This window comes from Nostoc sp. PCC 7524, assembly GCF_000316645.1.
Taxonomy (GTDB): Bacteria; Cyanobacteriota; Cyanobacteriia; order Cyanobacteriales; family Nostocaceae; genus Trichormus.
In genome coordinates this window covers 384,756-400,051 of sequence record NC_019684.1, presented here as the reverse complement: position 1 = coordinate 400,051, position 15,296 = coordinate 384,756, and the positions used below count along the sequence as shown (strand labels likewise).

The 15,296-nt window shown below is 41.4% G+C and carries 12 protein-coding genes and 1 tRNA gene; 12 read left to right on the top strand and 1 reads right to left on the bottom strand.

Annotated features, from left to right (window positions below; all coding sequences use genetic code 11):
* The first annotated feature begins 73 nt into the window (after nucleotides 1-73).
* From NOS7524_RS01695 to NOS7524_RS01640, 12 genes are all read left to right on the top strand, one after another.
* The gene (locus tag NOS7524_RS01695) at nucleotides 74-1,753 is read left to right on the top strand and encodes an alkaline phosphatase family protein (RefSeq protein ID WP_144050829.1); all 1,680 of its coding nucleotides are present in this window, start codon (nucleotides 74-76) and stop codon (nucleotides 1,751-1,753) included.
* A 101-nt stretch (nucleotides 1,754-1,854) separates the two neighbouring features.
* Entirely contained in the window at nucleotides 1,855-2,916 is a 1,062-nt protein-coding gene (locus NOS7524_RS01690; protein WP_015136721.1) for a glycosyltransferase family 2 protein, read from the top strand.
* Nucleotides 2,917-2,952: 36 nt separating this feature from the next.
* On the top strand, nucleotides 2,953-3,882 hold the full coding sequence (locus tag NOS7524_RS01685; RefSeq protein ID WP_015136720.1) for a glycosyltransferase family 2 protein: 930 nt from the start codon (nucleotides 2,953-2,955) through the stop codon (nucleotides 3,880-3,882).
* A gap of 51 nt (nucleotides 3,883-3,933) precedes the next feature.
* Complete coding sequence (locus NOS7524_RS01680) at nucleotides 3,934-4,761, top strand: WecB/TagA/CpsF family glycosyltransferase (RefSeq protein WP_015136719.1); 828 nt, start codon at nucleotides 3,934-3,936, stop codon at nucleotides 4,759-4,761.
* Nucleotides 4,762-4,777: 16 nt separating this feature from the next.
* Nucleotides 4,778-5,953: an endo-1,4-beta-xylanase gene (locus tag NOS7524_RS01675; RefSeq protein ID WP_015136718.1), complete on the top strand. Its 1,176-nt coding sequence runs from the start codon at nucleotides 4,778-4,780 to the stop codon at nucleotides 5,951-5,953.
* 29 nt (nucleotides 5,954-5,982) lie between these two features.
* The gene (locus tag NOS7524_RS01670) at nucleotides 5,983-8,232 is read left to right on the top strand and encodes a GumC family protein (RefSeq protein WP_015136717.1); all 2,250 of its coding nucleotides are present in this window, start codon (nucleotides 5,983-5,985) and stop codon (nucleotides 8,230-8,232) included.
* Nucleotides 8,233-8,356: 124 nt separating this feature from the next.
* Entirely contained in the window at nucleotides 8,357-9,124 is a 768-nt protein-coding gene (locus tag NOS7524_RS01665) for a hypothetical protein (protein WP_015136716.1), read from the top strand.
* A 371-nt stretch (nucleotides 9,125-9,495) separates the two neighbouring features.
* Nucleotides 9,496-10,140, top strand: coding sequence for a PIG-L deacetylase family protein (locus NOS7524_RS01660; RefSeq protein WP_235622385.1), 645 nt, complete (start codon nucleotides 9,496-9,498; stop codon nucleotides 10,138-10,140).
* 198 nt (nucleotides 10,141-10,338) lie between these two features.
* The gene (locus NOS7524_RS01655) at nucleotides 10,339-11,082 is read left to right on the top strand and encodes an ABC transporter ATP-binding protein (RefSeq protein WP_015136714.1); all 744 of its coding nucleotides are present in this window, start codon (nucleotides 10,339-10,341) and stop codon (nucleotides 11,080-11,082) included.
* A 352-nt stretch (nucleotides 11,083-11,434) separates the two neighbouring features.
* On the top strand, nucleotides 11,435-12,166 hold the full coding sequence (locus NOS7524_RS01650) for a carbonic anhydrase (RefSeq protein ID WP_015136713.1): 732 nt from the start codon (nucleotides 11,435-11,437) through the stop codon (nucleotides 12,164-12,166).
* Between the two features lie 169 nt (nucleotides 12,167-12,335).
* Nucleotides 12,336-12,407, top strand: a tRNA-Lys gene (locus NOS7524_RS01645).
* Nucleotides 12,408-12,612: 205 nt separating this feature from the next.
* The gene (locus NOS7524_RS01640; RefSeq protein ID WP_015136712.1) at nucleotides 12,613-13,332 is read left to right on the top strand and encodes a peptidylprolyl isomerase; all 720 of its coding nucleotides are present in this window, start codon (nucleotides 12,613-12,615) and stop codon (nucleotides 13,330-13,332) included.
* A 123-nt stretch (nucleotides 13,333-13,455) separates the two neighbouring features.
* Here NOS7524_RS01640 and NOS7524_RS01635 read toward each other — a convergent pair whose 3' ends face one another.
* Nucleotides 13,456-15,183, bottom strand: coding sequence for an ABC transporter ATP-binding protein (locus NOS7524_RS01635; RefSeq protein WP_041555075.1), 1,728 nt, complete (start codon nucleotides 15,181-15,183; stop codon nucleotides 13,456-13,458).
* Nucleotides 15,184-15,296 lie beyond the last annotated feature (113 nt).

Genomic DNA, 15,296 nt, shown 5'->3' with positions numbered 1-15,296 from the left:
ATGTAAATCTAGCCGCAATTTTATTGTTTATTAAGAACAACACAGATTTTGATTATTTATGTTTAACAAAAATATGCTGAATAAAACCCCTGTAATCGCCATTGGTTTAGATGCTGCTGATGCCTTATTGATAGAAAAATGGATAAATGAAGGACATCTGCCAAACTTTCGCAAACTCCAACAAGAAGGCGGATATGGTCGTTTGCATAACACGGTTAATTATTGTGGAAGGCCAGAGCCAGTAGCATCAACTGAAATATTATGGCCGGCATTTATCAGTGGGTGTCGAGCAGATAAAACCGGATATTGGGATATTATCAAATATTACCCCGATCGCTATGATATTTCCTGTGACCTAGCTGATAGCGGCAGTAGCTATCACGATTATCCACCCTTCTATGCTTTGGGAGAACAATACAAGATAGCAGTGTTCGATCAACCCTATGCCCATTTGTGCGATCGCGTCAATGGCGTGCAAATTTTAGGCTGGGGAGGAACCTTTCCATACACAGAAAGTGCTTCCCATCCGCCGCAACTGTTCTCACAAATCACTGAAAAATATGGTAACAACCCTATTCTGTTCAACGATACAGGTATGTGGTGGGATAAAAAGTACATCAACTGGGAGAAACAAGCCCTCCAACAAAGTATTGCCAATCGTACTGCCATCTGTAGAGATTTATTGCGTCGGGAATCCTGGGATCTATTTTTGACCAATTTTAATGAACCCCACACAGTTGGGCATGATCTATACGCTTTTAGCGATCCAGAACACCCGCTATATCATCATGTGCCTAGGGAGAAAAACGATGTTGACCCTGTGTTGGAGACTTATAAACAGATAGATAGAGCTATTGGCGAAATTCTATCTGAAGTTGCTGATCATGCTTATATCTTATGTTTCTCACCTCATGGGATGGGACTCAACTACAGCGATTTGTTAAGTCAGACATTCTTACCAGAAGTGCTTTATCGATATAGCTTTCCTGGAAAAGTAGCAATCGCCGGAAAACTAGGATGTACACCTCCACCCGTCATTACCAAACCCGTGAGAAACTCCTGGCCGGGGAATGTTTGGGTAAATTTGCATGAACCTAATCCGGTGAAAAAGTTAATCAAAACCTGGACACATAAAAATTTCCTCAAATCCAATCAGCATGGTTTACGCTCTCCATACTCACAAGAAGCCTTAGAAAAGCCTATGGGCTGGATGCCAAGTATGTGGTTTCAACCCCTGTGGCCGCAAATGAAAGCTTTTGCTCTACCTGCCTTTGCCGATGGACACATCCGCATCAACCTGAAAGGAAGAGAACGAGACGGAATAGTGACGAGTTCTGAATACGAAACAATTTGCGATGAATTGACACAAATTCTCTATCGTTTGCAAGATGCTCGCACAGGTAAGCCTATCGTCAAAAAAGTTGTTCGCACACGTCGATATGCTACCGAAGATGATCCTAGACTGCCAAATTCAGATTTAATCGTTGTGTGGCAAGAGCAAATGACCGATGTCATAGACAGCCCCGACTTTGGTCGGATTGGCCCTGTGATTTACTACCGATCTGGTTCCCACTGGGAGAGAGGATTTCTGATGATGAAAGGCCCTGGTATTACTCCTGGCTCACACTTGCCACAAGGTGACATCGTAGACTTACCCGCAACCATTTTGAAATTGATGGGTTTACCTATACCGGAATACTTTGATGGCAAGCCTTTAGTTAATAATTTAGCTTTGCACAGGATTAATACTTAACAAGGTTTCTTAGTTAGGTGCAGCAACAAGCCCCTACTTCCAAATATGGGGATTGTAATTTTTAATTTTGAATTATCCAAAGGGGTTGACGAGTTAATCCAATGACTTTAACTGTCAGCATTATTATCAATAACTATAACTATGGTCGATATCTATCACAGGCCATTGATAGCGCCCTGAATCAGACTTACCCCAATACTGAAGTGATTGTAGTAGATGACGGTTCCACGGACGACTCCCAGCAAGTTATCGCTAGCTACGGCGATCGCATTTCGCCCTTACTCAAACAAAATGGTGGGCAAGCATCAGCACTCAACGCAGGTTTTATTATTAGCCGAGGAGAAATTGTTATCTTCTTGGATGCAGATGATTACTTATTACCCAATACCGTTGAGCAGGTGGTTGCTGTTTGGCAGCCTAATGTAGCCAAAGTACAATATCGTCTGAAAATGGTTGATGGGGTGGGGAAATTTTTATGTCTTCATCCACCTGCTGAATTACCCTTTGATTCGGAAGAAGTTTTGCCAATTTTGCTAGAAAGTGGGCAATACAACACTACAATTACCAGTGGTAATGCCTTTAGTCGCTCGACTTTAACTCAAGTTCTGCCGATTCCAGAAGCTGAATTTCGCATCTGTGCTGATGGTTATCTAGTAACCCTAGCCCCGTTTTATGGACAAGTAGTCTCCATAGATCAACCTTTAGGTATTAATCGCATACATGGCAGTAATTTTTGGGCTATCTCTGGCGAAGCAATCCCAGTAGAGAGACTACGTAAGTCAATTCAGCACGACTTACAGAAGTATCAATTTTTAACAACGAAAGCTACTGAACAAGGATATAAAATTACCCACCAGTTGGGTTCGCGTGATTATATCCATTTAAAAGAACGACTGGCTTCTTTACGCCTAGACTGGCAAAATCATCCATGTCCTGATGATGTTCCCTTAGATTTGGCTACAAAAGGATACTGGGCAATTTGGAAATATACAAAGTTCCCCTGGAAAAAAAAGCTAATTTTCAGTGCCTGGTTTATTTGGGTAGGAGTAATGCCTAAACCTCTAGCACAACCTGCGATCGCGTGGCTACTCAATTCTCGCACTCGCCCCAAAACTATAGATTGGCTACTAAAAAAATCCGCTATATCGCTTCCTAATCCATAGATAGAACAAGCTAACATTGGCATCTGAGGTCAAAATATGTTGATTGCTATATGTGTTGCCACTTATAAACGACCCGAAGGCTTAAAACGCTTAATGGTAGGTCTTAATCAACTTACCTTTATGGAAATAGAAACGCCCAATATAGAGGTGATTATTGTTGATAATGATGCTAGTAAATCTGCTCAAGCCTTTTGTGAACAACTCCAGCCGTATTTTAAATGGCAGCTAAAGTATTGTACTGAACCACAACAAGGTATTTCTTATGCTCGCAACAAAGCTATAGCATCTGTATCTGATCATGCAGACTTCTTGGCATTCATTGATGATGATGAAGTGCCTGAATCTAACTGGTTAGAAAAGCTTTTATCTGTACAGCAAACATATGATGCAGATGTGGTAGCTGGGCCTGTGTTGCCTTACTTTCCAGATCAAGAGGTTCCTAATTGGGTGGTCCAAGGTAGATTTTTTGAGCCGCAACGTTACCCCACAGGCTATCTGTTGAAAGTTGCTTTTGCTGGGAACGTCCTCATTCGTTTCCAGGTATTGCAGGCAATGAATAAAATGTTCGACGAACGCTTTGCCTTAACAGGTGGTGAAGATACTCACTTTTTTATGGGTATTTACCGTGCAGGCTACAAAATGGTATGGGCAGATGAGGCAGTCGCCTATGAATGGGTTCCCAAAAGTCGTACAAATGTCCAGTGGATTCTCAAGCGGGGTTATCGCTGTTACATTTCTCAGGGTGTGTGTGAAAAAGAGTTTTATCCCTTAATCCAAGTTTTACCTAAACGGATAATTACAGGAATGGGAAGAATTATTTTAGGAATATTTAGCTTTCTGCCATCTCTGCTGTTGAGTAGACATCTATTTATCCAAGCCTTACTACAAATTTGCAAAGGTGTCGGAATGTTATCAGGTCTAGCCGGGAGGCGTTACGAAGAGTACAAAAACATTCACAGTGTTTAAAGTTTTGAGCGTCCCACTACAGGGAAGTCAATAATATTTAACCTCTTCGCTATGAATAAAAAAGATCCTTTTACCTCCCTTATACCCCTTAAACCAGACATTTCTACACCCGTTTTTCTGGAGAGAGTTAACATTTGTGGTGTCAAAATTGACCCATACAGTTTTGATGAAGTTGTCGAACGCATTGTAGACCATGCACTTGCAAGTAAAAAGCCAGAATATGTAGTAACTCCCAACGCCATGCACATTCTGACCTTAACCAAGGATGCTGATTTTCGTGAAATTTATCGTCGGGCTTTTTTCGTCGTCCCAGATGGGGTGTCACTTCTGTGGGCTGCTAAATTTTTAAACACTCCTCTTAATGGTCGAGTCAATGGTACAGACCTATTTGAAAAGCTTTGTGCTGTGGCTTCAGAAACAGGACTTAAGGTGTTTTTGTTAGGAGGTCGTCCAGGAGCAGCAGAGAAGGCCAAGAAAATTCTCAAATCTAGATATCCATCTTTAAAGATTGTAGGGACACATTGTCCCCCCTATAATTTTGAGTCTCAAATAGCGGAATTAGAAGTAATTAACTCCAAAATCAAAGCTGCTCATCCTGATCTTTTGTTTGTAGGCTTGGGTGCGCCTAAACAAGAAAAGTGGATAGCTGCTCATTATCAACAGCTAGGAGTGCCTATTTCTGTGGGGATTGGAGTCAGCTTTGAGTTGGTTGCCCACATGGTGAAAAGAGCGCCTATCTGGATGCAGAAAATGGGATTGGAGTGGTTATTTCGGCTAATTGTGGAGCCTAAACGTTTGTGGAAACGTTATATCCTCGGTAATCCTCTGTTTATCTGGCTGGTGTTAAAACAACGCTTAGGTTTGTTCAGCTTGCAGTGAAAATGTGGTGTTCTCAATGTACAAACGTTTAATGTCGAGAAGACGTACTTTGTGGTTGGGTTTGGGAACTTTAGCCAGCATAGGTGCTTTGTTTAAAAATCAAGTCATGTCCTGGAATAACCAGACGCAAGCGATTGAGACTGCCAACAGAGACTTTAAGGTTGTTGGGGGAGCTTCTCTAAAGCAGCGAGCTGCTGCTAAGGGGTTAATTTATGGAGTCGCGATTCGCTACCACAACCTCTTCTCTAACCAAAAACTTGCGGCTGTGATTGCTCAAGAGTGTGGCATGATAGTTCCAGAATGGGAACTCAAGTGGCACGTTGGTAATAAGCCCCTCCGCCCTACGCCAGATACCTTTGATTTTAGTGCGGCGGATCGGATGGTCAAATTCAGCCGTACTCACAAGATGCAGGTGCGAGGACACACCTTAGTCTGGCATGAGTCTTTACCACCCTGGTTTGGAGAAACTGTCAATCGCCAAAATGCCGAGCAGTTTTTGACTAAGCATATTCAAACTGTTGTCAGGCATTATGCAGGACAGATGCACTCTTGGGATGTGGTCAATGAAGCCATTGAAATTGATGATGGTAAGCCTCGTGGTTTGCGAAACACGCCTTGGTGGCAGCTTTTAGGGGAAAACTATATTGATTTAGCATTTCGTGTGGCTGCTGAGGCTGACCCCAAAGCGTTATTAGTCTACAACGACTATGGACTTGATTATGATACCCCTGAAGATGAAGCAAAAAGAACTGCTGTACTGAAGCTATTAGAACGGTTAAAGTCTCAGGGGACACCAATTCATGCTTTGGGAACTCAAGCGCATTTATCAGGCGGTGACAATCGTTTTCATCCCCGCAAACTCCGTAAATTTCTCAGTGATGTAGCTGATATGGGTTTGAAAATTCTCATTACGGAGATGGATGTCAAAGATAGAACATTACCAGTGAATATTCAGGAGCGCGATCGCATCATTGCCGCAGCCTATGAAGATTTTCTCTCCACCGTCCTCGATGAACCAGCTGTCATTGCTGTACTCACTTGGGGGTTGAGCGATCGCTATACATGGCTGTCAGAATTTCGTCCTAGGCCAGATAGATTACCAGTACGTCCTCTACCATTTGACGCAGATATGAACCGCAAGTTGGCATGGAATGCCATTGCCCGTGCTTTTGATCAAGCGCCTAAGCGTTAGTAATTTTTCAACTTTGAGAAAAATAAATTATGAAAGCTAAAACATTAGAAGTTGATTCAACTATTAAATCTAGAGAGGCAATTGACCTAGATTTCCACCGCTATCTATTGATGCTAAAAAGGCGATGGATACTAACTGTAGGCATATTTTTCGCCACAGCAGGCTTTGGAGTTTTTGCAACCACCTTGATGAAGCCATCATACGAAGCAGCCGGAAAACTCTTATTCCGCATTCCTGCTTTTAACATCGTTGGTTCTAATCTCTTACCTAATAGCTCGGAAGGAGAATTTAGAGGTTTGAGAGCTCTTGTATCAACACAAAATCCGATTAGTACCGAAGTAGAAGTGATCACTTCCTATCCTTTGTTGCAACGGACAATAGACGCACTCAAACTCAAAAACAACCAAGGTAAACCTTTAACGGTTAAGGCATTAGCAAAAAACTTGGATCTGAAAATTGTTGGCGGCACAGATGTATTGCAGATTACTTATAAAAGTCGTAATCCTGAAGAAGCCGCAGCCGTAGTTAATAGTGTTATGAATGTTTATTTAGAAAATGACATTCTGACAAATCGCACTGAGGTAGAAGCAACGCGGCGATTTATGGCTAGGCAGTTGCCTCAAACTCAAGCAGCTGTAAGCACCGCCGAAGTGGCGCTACGCAAATTTAAGCAGCAAAATAACATTGTAGACCTCACAGAAGAGGCAAGGTCAGCTGTCACCATTATTGGGGGATTAGACACAGAGATTAACACCGTCAAAGCGTCACTCAACGAGATCACAGCGCAAAGCAATGAACTCCGCAAAAAAGTAGGTTTGGATTCCCCGCAAGCGATCGCCATGAGTACCCTGAGCCAATCGCCTGCTGTACAGGGAGCTTTGACACAATACCAAGATATAGAGCGACAGTTAGCAACGGAGCGTAGTCGGTTCTCAGAAGCCCATCCGACAATTGTTAACCTAGAAGCGAGAAAAAGCAACTTAAAAACCCTGCTACAACAGCAAATTAACCAAACACTGGGCAAGCGCACCACAGTTTCCCCAAAACTATTGCAAATTGGCGAACTTCAACAAGGACTAATTACAGATTTTCTGCGATCGGAAGTGCAGCGTTTGGGATTAGCACAAAGACTAACTTCTCTATCTAATTCTCGTGCTACCTATGAACAGCGTATGCAAAAGATGCCTCAATTAGAACAAACTCTGCGTGAGTTACAAAGGACACTAGAAGTCGCTCAATCTACATATCAAAATCTACTCCGAAAAACTCAAGAACTACAGGTAGCGGAACATAAAAATACAGCCAACGCTCGCATTATTTCTCAGGCTTTAGTTCCAGAAGAACCAGTCTTAAAGAAAAAAATTATTGTAGTTGTACTCAGTGTCATGTTTGGTGCTTTTCTATCAACTACAACTGTTCTACTTCTAGAAATGAGAGATCGGTCTCTTAAAACTCTCCAGGAGATTAGACAAGTATTTGAATATACCTTGTTGGGAATCATCCCCACCTCTCCGGTATCTCACAAAACTATGAGTTTCTATCTCCAAGATACAGAATCAATAACTCCGTCCATTGCTGTTAGAGATAGGCCTTACTCTTTAACAAGTGAAATGTATCGAATGCTGCAAGCAAATCTGAAATTCCTAAGTTCAGATAAAGAATTAAAAACTATAGTCGTAACTAGCTCGGTTCCCAAAGAAGGTAAATCCTCAGTTTCGGCTAATTTGGCCTTAGCAATCTCGCAAATGGGACGTAAAGTGTTACTAATTGATGCAGATATGCGAGTGCCTTCTCAGCACAAAATTTGGGAACTCAGTCATACATCTGGGTTGAGTGATGTATTGGTGGGTCAGTCTCAATTCAACGAAACCGTATCTCAAGTAACGCATTATCTTGATGTACTAACTGCTGGAGTTAGACCACCCAATCCGCTAGCTTTACTTGACTCGAAGCGGATGGCATTACTTATTCAGGATTTTTCTGATCAATATGATGTTGTCATTATTGATTCTCCCCCTTTACTCCTAGCAGCTGATGCACTGACTTTAAGTCAAATGTCTGATGGCATTTTGCTAGTAGCTCGTCCTGGGGTTATTGATAACAGCAGTGCTGATACTGTGCAAGAAATGTTAGAACGATGCGGTCACAATGTTTTAGGTTTAGTCGTGAATGGGCTAATTGAGCAAAATGAATTTGGCAGCTATTTTTATCATGCCCAAGAGTATTTTAGTTCAGAGAATTTACCAAAAGAAGCTAGTGCGGATTTACAAATTCGTTAACTCAATAACTAATGTAATTTTCATTCATTAGTCATTAGCTTTGCTCTCATATCTTCCTACCCCCAATTGGACAGAGTAGACGGACATGATGTTAGGTAACTTAATCAAGTTGAGGTAATAAGCTATGGTCATCGTCAAAAAGAAATTGATGTTTTCAATTGGTGAAGTCTGGTTTGATGAAGAACCAGATAAACTTTCTCATATAGATGTACTGTATTATTGGCATCGGTCACAGCCAATTCAAGATACTCAGGTTCAAGAAGTTTACACAAGACTAATAGACCTCACCAAAAACCATGATGAATTGTGGGGAAGTCTCAGTAGTAATGATAGATATAAGATTAGGCGAGCAGAACAGAAAGATGGCATTATTTATGAATCGTGGGAAGATATAAACACCGACACACTCAATGAGTTTGCTGATTTTTATGATACATTTGCCTTGCAAAAAGGCTTAACAAAACTTAATAGACTACAACTAAATAATCTTGCAGATGTTGGTTTGGTTGATCTATCTCGCATCAAATTAGAAGATGGTACTTCTCTAGTCTGGCACGCTCACTATCGTAACAAAAACCGCAGTTTTCTTTTGCATTCTGCATCAATTAAAAACAAAAATGATAGCTCTTTTCAATCACTATTAGGTAGAGCCAATCGCTACCATCATTGGCAGGATATTTTAAGATTTAAAAAGCAAGGAATACCTGTTTACGATTTTGGAGGATGGTATATAGGAAATACAGATGAAGAGAAACTCAGAATTAATGAGTTTAAACAGAAATTTGGTGGAGAAGTCGTCAATAATTTCAACTGTAGCAGAGGGATTACTATGAAGGGAAAGCTATATTTAGCGTTGCAAAACATTTATAGAAATATCAAATCTCCAGCCTAATAGGCAGTACATAGGGAATAGGGAATAGGGAAACAAGCTATATCTTCCCCTACACCTCTCTTCCCTCCTGACTTGAAAGAGCAGGGGGAGCAGGGATAGCAGGGGAGGCAGGGGGAGAAAGACATCTTTCATGTTTGACTGTGAAACTTGCTTCATGGGGACTGCCTTGTTTCTTGAAAGTAAAAGTCCTTCTGTATGTTCTCTTCTCTGTGCATCTGTGTGAGAGAAAAAATCCAAACCAATAATTACAGGATATGAAAAATAAAAAAAATGTCAGTAAGTTCCGATATTTTTTAGGTACTCAACTTCGCTTACTAAATACTAATATCCTATATTATTGGATTTTGTATTTTAGAAGTCAGCCCTTAGCAGTGAGTCATAAATCCGCAATTGTTTTTGCACCCCATCAAGATGATGAAACTTTAGGCTGTGGCGGTTTAATTGCCCTCAAACGGTCACTAGGAATACCTGTAGAGGTGGTATTTATGACTGATGGCAGATATGGTATTTCTCATGGGTTTACATCGGAAAAAATCACAGATATTCGCCAGGAAGAAGCTGTAAATGCCCTAAACATCCTAGGAATTACAGATCTGCACATTCACTTTCTTAACCAAATAGATGGCTCTTTGCAAAATCTGCCGCATCATCAACGCCAACAGATAATTGATCAGTTAGTTCAACTGCTACATTCATTTAAACCAGAGGAGGTTTACGTACCCCACAGAAAAGATGTTCATAATGATCATGAAGCTACTTACAGTTTAGTGAAGGAAGCGATCGCAGTATCAGGACTCCATGTCGATCTATTACAGTATCCAGTTTGGTTTTTTTGGCAAAATCCACTGTCTCTAAAGATAAAATTGGCAGATATCACCAATGCTTACCGATTAGCAATTGGTTCTGTTAAGGAGAGAAAAAAACAGGCGATTGTCAGCTATAACTCACAACTTCCTATATTACCTAGCCCATTTCTCAAGCGGTTCTTTTTACCATATGAGATTTTTTTCAAGTAGTTAGGACTTAAACAGGTGTCACACTCAAACTATGTTGTAGGGTGCGTCAGGTTTAAGTTTCTCGTTATTCTCAAAAAATTTTGGGCATCTGACGCACCTTACGAATGTGTCGGTCGCGTAAGTCCTAGTAGTAATGAACCTGAACGCTATAACTATGTATAGTTGAATCACTATACTTAGTTTGATTGTAAGGATGATATGTCAGGTTCAGCACACAATTCTGCTCCTCTGCTAGAAGTCCAAAACGTCCACGCCGGATACATTAAAGATGTCGATATCCTCCAAGGCGTGAATTTTCGAGTCGCAGCAGGGGAATTAGTGACAGTGATTGGCCCCAACGGTGCAGGTAAATCAACCTTGGCGAAAACTATTTTTGGCTTGTTGACTCCCCATACAGGCACAATTACCTTCAAGGGTGAGAATATTGCAGGTTTAAAGTCCAATCAAATTGTCCGCAGGGGAATGTGCTATGTACCACAAATTGCGAATGTCTTTCCATCGTTGAGTGTGGAAGAAAATTTAGAAATGGGGGCTTTTATCCGTAATGATAGCGTCAAACCCCTCAAAGATAAAATATTTGCCATGTTTCCTAGATTAAGCGATCGCCGTCGTCAACGTGCTGGGACTCTCTCTGGCGGAGAACGTCAGATGTTAGCGATGGGTAAAGCTTTGATGTTAGAACCCAGTTTATTGTTATTAGATGAACCCTCAGCGGCCTTATCCCCAATTTTGGTAACACAAGTATTTGACCAGATTAAACAAGTGAATCAAGGGGGTACAGCAATTGTACTGGTAGAACAGAATGCCCGAAAAGCCTTGGAAATGGCTGATCGTGGTTATGTTTTAGAATCTGGACGCGATGCCATATCCGGCCCTGGACAAGAATTGTTAACTAATCCCAAGGTGGGTGAACTGTACCTGGGTGCGGGGAAAGATCATTAGGAAGCAGGGGTGTAGGGGAAGACTATTCTAGGCTGTTGACTTTGATGAGATTTACTCATTTTTTTATTCATACAGTTTTGGTGTCATCAAATGAGTAATGAGTAATGAGTAATGAGTAAATACCTATTACTTATTACTCATTACTTAAAGAAGGAAAGGATTAAACATGAATTTTTAACCTCTGAAAAGGTACAAAGTCAACACCCTAGGACTATTCCCCATTCCCCATTCCCCATTCCCTATTCCCTAATTCTTAAATCACCCTTAAACCGTGTACAAAGGTACTCTTGTACCCTCTAAAACTCTGATATCTTGCTGTCAACGACAAAATAGTTTGTTGACAGGTAGGTTAATGGCTCGCATCAATGGATTTATCGGTCGTCGTAATTTCTTGTGGTTAGCAGGTGGAGGAAGCTTGGCTGTGGTAACTACTACTGTTGGTGGTAGCCTAATTGCAGGCAAACAAGAAACTACAATTGCTGATGTTAATCCTCCTAACTCTAATTCAGTTAATCCTCAACAAGCTTTAAAACGCTTACTCGATGGTAATGAAAGATTTAGCCAACTTCGGCCAAAATATCCTAACCAATCACGCACACGCCTGCAATCAGTTGCTAAGGGGCAGTATCCTTTTGCAACTATATTAGGCTGTGCAGATTCTAGAGTACCTGCGGAAATTATTTTTGATCAAGGACTTGGGGATTTATTCGTTGTCCGAGTCGCTGGGAATGTTGCTAGTGATATGGCGATCGGTAGCCTAGAATATGCTACATCGGTGCTGGGTTCGCAGTTAATTGTAGTTTTAGGTCATAGACAATGCGGTGCAGTAGCGGCAGCAATCCAAAATAAACCTCTTCCTGGTAGGATTAGCTATGTTGTGGAAGAGATAAAACCAGCCCTAGCAAACGTAAAATCCACATCGAAGAATATTAATGAAGCAGGAGTGATTGACAATATTCAATATCAAGCAGAAAAACTACTAAAAAAGTCCACTATCTTAGCAAAATTAGTGCGTCAGGGTAAGCTCAAAATCGTTGGCGCTGTTTATGATATTGATACAGGGAAAGTCTCAATTATTACCTAATTCATTGGTAATAATTGCACAATTGCAGTAAGTTAAATTCAATTACTTTGATTGGACAATTTGGGCAGATAAAACCCCACCAATGTCATAGAAATTTGGAAAATCAGCTTGCCATTCATCGATTACCAAATTTTTATGCTATAAAGAAAATCGGCGTGCATATTTTCAAGGGTGACTAGCGCAACGGTAGCGCATCGGACTCTTAATCCGCTGGTTCTGGGTTCGAATCCCAGGTCACCCATTTTAATTTGAGAGTGCTGAGTAGTAAGTGATGATTGGTCTTGGGTAATGCCAAATTAGGGTATGAGTAGAGGCTATTGGTAAAATGACGTATAGTTTTAGAGAAAACTTTACATAAATAGTAAATTATTGATATTAAAATCTTAAAGCTGTAAAAGCCTGCTAACTCAGCATCTATCACCCAAGAGTGCCAAACCCAGCAGATCATGACTGAAATGCTCCAAATCGGCGATCGCACAATCCAAGCTAGTGAAATCCTTCCCTTACTGGCAAATTATCAACTGCTCCCGCAATTGATACGTGAACTAATTATTGATGAAGCCATAGCCCCCATAGAGTGCAATCCTGAAGAAGTCGCCCATGCTAAACAGCGTTTTTACGCCGAACGACAGTTGACACAAGCAGCTGATATTCAAGCATGGATGGCGCAGCAAGGTCTGAGTGCTGATCAATTAGATAAGATGATGACTCGGAAATTAAAACTAGAAAAATTTAAGCAAGTCACTTGGGGTAACAAACTAGAATCTTATTTTTTTCAGTTGAAGGGAAAATTAGATAAAGTAATTTATTCTCTACTGCGAACTCAAGATGCAGGGCTAGCTCAAGAACTCTACTTTCGCATTCAAGCCAAAGAACAGTCTTTTGCAGACGTAGCGCAGAAATATTCCCAAGGGCCAGAAGCTCAAACAGGTGGGTTAGTGGGGCCTGTGGAACTAAATACACTTCATCCGGCGATGGTACAACTACTTACCAGTTGTCAACCAGGCCAAATTTCACCCCCAGCTCGGATTGCTGAGTGGTTGGTAATTGTCCGAGTGGAGAAATTCATCCCCGCACAACTAGATGAACCCATGAAAGCCAGACTCTTGAATGAGCTATTTGAAGGTTGGTTACAAGAACAGCAAAAGCAAGCTCAAGTGATTTGATGAGGCAGGGCAGGCAGAAAAGGGAAAAGTCCTCCCCCATGCCCCATGTGTCTATTGCCCATAGCCTATTGCCTATTGCCTATCGCCTATTGCCTATTGCCTATTTGCTTATTGCCTATTTGCTTATTGACTAAACTGTTGAGCATAAAACTTGGCATAACGGCGTTCTAGGGCTAACAATTCTTCATGAGTGCCTGATTCTACGATTTGTCCCCGTTCTAAAACTAAAATGCGATCGCATCTTCTGACTGTACTTAAACGGTGGGCAATAATAAATACTGTCCGTTGCTGCATCAGTCTTTCTAATGCTTCCTGTACCAAGGCTTCTGATTCGGAATCTAAGGCTGATGTGGCTTCATCTAAAATCAAAATTTGCGGGTTCAGCAACACAGCACGGGCGATCGCTATTCTTTGTCTTTGTCCACCAGATAAATTTACCCCCCTCTCACCTACCCAAGTCTGATAACCTTCTGGTAGCTGGCTAATAAATTGATGGGCGTTAGCAATTTTGGCGGCTGCTGTAACGGCTTCTAAATCATAAGTGTCTTGTCCAAAGGCAATATTTTGAGCTACAGTCCCAGAAAACATGATGGTTTCTTGGGGAACGATACCAATTTGTCGCCGCAAACTCTCTAGGGTGACGTGGCGAATATCTACACCATCAATTAATATTTGCCCAGTTGCGGGATCATAAAAGCGGGGGAGAAGATTGACAAAGGTGGTTTTACCAGCACCAGATGCACCGACAAGAGCGATCGCTTCCCCTGGCATCACTAACAAACTAATATCTTTTAAAACTGGTTCCCCTGGTTTGTAAGCGAATGTTATATGACGATATTCGACTTTACCCTGCACTGGTGGTAAATTCGTGGCATTAGCTGGTTCTAGCACCGTTGGTTGGATTGCTATCAACTCAAAAATCCGGTCAACGGAAGCTTCCCCTTGCTTAAATTCGTTGTAGTTGTTCGTAACATGACCGATGGGATCAATTAATAAGCCGGCTGCGGCTAAGTAACTGAAAAACTCCCCTACGGTTAAGTTTTGTTGCTGAATTTGCCATGCACCCACCAAAATTAAAGATAAAGCACTCAAAGCTTCCAAAAATCCGATGATGGGAATTTGTACTGCTTTCAGGCGTTCGGCTGAATATTTAGCTTGAAAACTGCGTTCTGCTTCATGGCTAAATCTAGCGATTTCATAATTTTCCGCCGCAAATGCCCTCACTAGGCGAATACCACTGAAAACCTCAGTCAGAATCGCTGATAAATCAGATACGCGATTTTGACTTTTGAGGGAATATTTACGTAAGCGTTCCCCAAACCAACCAATTAAAATACCCATCAACGGGGCAACAATCACCGTGGCTAGGGTGAGTTGCCAGTTCAGGTAAATCATATAAATGGGGATGGCTATCAACTGCAAAACGCAGGGTAGAAAGTCATGAAATAGTTTATTAATTACTTCCCCAATGCGGTCAATATCTTCGGTGAGGCGGTAAGATAAATCACCAGCCTTGGCGGTTTCAAAATAACTTAAATCTAGCTTTTGCAGGTGGGCGTATACTTGCTTACGGAGATAGAAAGCGACTCTTAAAGCGGCTTTAGCCATGTAAATATCTTGCACAGACTGAAAAAAGCCCCGGACAAGAAACACTAAGCCTAAGATGGCAGCTAATTGAGCGATCGCGATCACATTACCTTGACCAAAGGGTGTTGCTAACTTGCCAGCAAAATTAATTAGCGTTAACGTCGCCAGCACATAGCCCAAAATGCCGACAAATCCCTTAGTAATATTCTGCCACTGGGGTCTAATATAGGGCAGCAGTTGCCAGTAATTAGAACGAGTTTTCAATCTGTCACGTCCACACAAATATCATCCTTTGTTAGACGCTACCAGCTTTTGGCTAGTTTCTCAAATCAAGGGAAGATGATTGTCCCTGTTTAAGACATATATAGATATAGTGA

Bases quoted from the DNA above. Each gene is read 5' to 3' on its own strand.
- NOS7524_RS01650 (WP_015136713.1), top strand. From the start codon at position 11,435: ATGGCTCGCATCAATGGATTTATCGGTCGTCGTAATTTCTTGTGGTTA.
- NOS7524_RS01640 (WP_015136712.1), top strand. From the start codon at position 12,613: ATGACTGAAATGCTCCAAATCGGCGATCGCACAATCCAAGCTAGTGAA.
- NOS7524_RS01675 (WP_015136718.1), top strand. From the start codon at position 4,778: ATGTACAAACGTTTAATGTCGAGAAGACGTACTTTGTGGTTGGGTTTG.
- NOS7524_RS01685 (WP_015136720.1), top strand. From the start codon at position 2,953: ATGTTGATTGCTATATGTGTTGCCACTTATAAACGACCCGAAGGCTTA.
- NOS7524_RS01665 (WP_015136716.1), top strand. From the start codon at position 8,357: ATGGTCATCGTCAAAAAGAAATTGATGTTTTCAATTGGTGAAGTCTGG.
- NOS7524_RS01695 (WP_144050829.1), top strand. From the start codon at position 74: ATGCTGAATAAAACCCCTGTAATCGCCATTGGTTTAGATGCTGCTGAT.
- NOS7524_RS01680 (WP_015136719.1), top strand. From the start codon at position 3,934: ATGAATAAAAAAGATCCTTTTACCTCCCTTATACCCCTTAAACCAGAC.
- NOS7524_RS01670 (WP_015136717.1), top strand. From the start codon at position 5,983: ATGAAAGCTAAAACATTAGAAGTTGATTCAACTATTAAATCTAGAGAG.
- NOS7524_RS01690 (WP_015136721.1), top strand. From the start codon at position 1,855: ATGACTTTAACTGTCAGCATTATTATCAATAACTATAACTATGGTCGA.
- NOS7524_RS01655 (WP_015136714.1), top strand. From the start codon at position 10,339: ATGTCAGGTTCAGCACACAATTCTGCTCCTCTGCTAGAAGTCCAAAAC.